This window comes from Thermogutta sp., assembly GCF_014359955.1.
Classification (GTDB): Bacteria; Planctomycetota; Planctomycetia; order Pirellulales; family Thermoguttaceae; genus Thermogutta.
This window is the reverse complement of sequence record NZ_JACIYL010001054.1, coordinates 1-1,214: the sequence shown is the minus strand read 5'-3', so window position 1 is coordinate 1,214 and position 1,214 is coordinate 1. Positions and strand designations below refer to the sequence as shown.

2 protein-coding genes are annotated in these 1,214 nt (G+C 58.6%); one reads left to right on the top strand and one right to left on the bottom strand.

From position 1 onward, the window contains the following. Window positions 1-609 (top strand): tetratricopeptide repeat protein (locus tag H5U08_RS19320; protein ID WP_297036969.1); only part of this gene is annotated, 609 nt, incomplete at its 5' end. Between the two features lie 195 nt (window positions 610-804). Here the strand turns inward: H5U08_RS19320 and H5U08_RS19315 are convergent. After that, window positions 805-1,214, bottom strand: a 410-nt coding sequence (locus tag H5U08_RS19315) for a carboxypeptidase-like regulatory domain-containing protein (RefSeq protein ID WP_297036966.1), incomplete at its 5' end; no start/stop codon positions are given.

Below are 1,214 nucleotides of genomic sequence, written 5' to 3'. Positions count from 1 at the left end.
CTCGGGCGAGCACTTGCCGAGGCGGGGGCGTTTCAGGAAGCCATCGCACAATTTGAAGCAGCAATCAAATTGGCCCCAAATTATGGACCGGCACATTTGAACCTCGGGAACGCCTATCTCGAGCTCGGAAAGTACGAGGAGGCGGTGACGGCATACAGGCGGGCACTGGAACTGGCGCCCTCGCTCATTGATGCACGTCTGGGACTGGCGGAGGCCTTAACCCGGGCGGGGAAATTTGCGGAAGCCCGGTCGGAGTTTGAAGGGGCTCTTTCGGAAGCCCAGGGTGATCCGTACTGTCAATCGCTGGTCGCCCTGTTTCTGGCGACATGTCCGGATGACGCTCTTCGCGACGGAGCGCGTGCCAAACAACTCGCAGAAGCGGCCAGTCAAGCCACGAGTAACACCGACCCGGTTTGTTTACGGAGCCTGGCGGCGGCGCTGGCGGAACTTGGTGATTGGGACAATGCTCTGAAGACGATAGATCAGGCAATCCGGTACTGCCCAGAGACCGACAGCCAATTGGCAAATGAGTTGCAAAAATACCGCGAGGAGTTTCTCCAAAGGAAGCGGATCCGTCGTTCGGCGGTACCTACAATCCCCAGCCGATGATTTGCCGTGAGAACGGATTTAAAAGTACTTCCGCTGAGGATTGGTTACGCGCGATGAAGAGCTAGGCCCCCGAGGGCTTTAGGACTTGGGCGCGATCGCTCGGAGGAGTAAAAACCTCGCCACGTCAACCCGGAGGCAACGTTGATCGCGCGGCCATCGCGGTGGCCGAGGCCACTTGGCCGAAATATCCTCGCCTCAGTCGGTGAGTTCGAATTTCAGTTCCACTGGCCCGGGTTCTTTGATCTCCGCTTTCAAGCCCGAGGTGGCGGCTACCTTGTATTTTGGCGGCAAAAGGTCCTTGGGAACTCGCTTGTCCGGCTCGGCGCCACCAGTGTTTTGGGCATCCTCCGAGGGCGCTTCTCCTTCCAGAATGGTTTTTGAAATGGCCACATTGTAAGTACCAGGGATAGCGCCATCACCGGGATCGAACGTCGTCAGGGTGAACTTTCCCGAGGCATCGGTTCTGCCCACAGCTCCCCGGCCGTTAGGGTCTGTGGACACGAGCATCACGAGGGCCCCTTCGACCGGCTGCCCGTTGTAGAGGACTACTCCGTTGACTTTTACCGTCTTTGGGCGGTTGGCCGCAGTTTTGCCACAACCGGTGA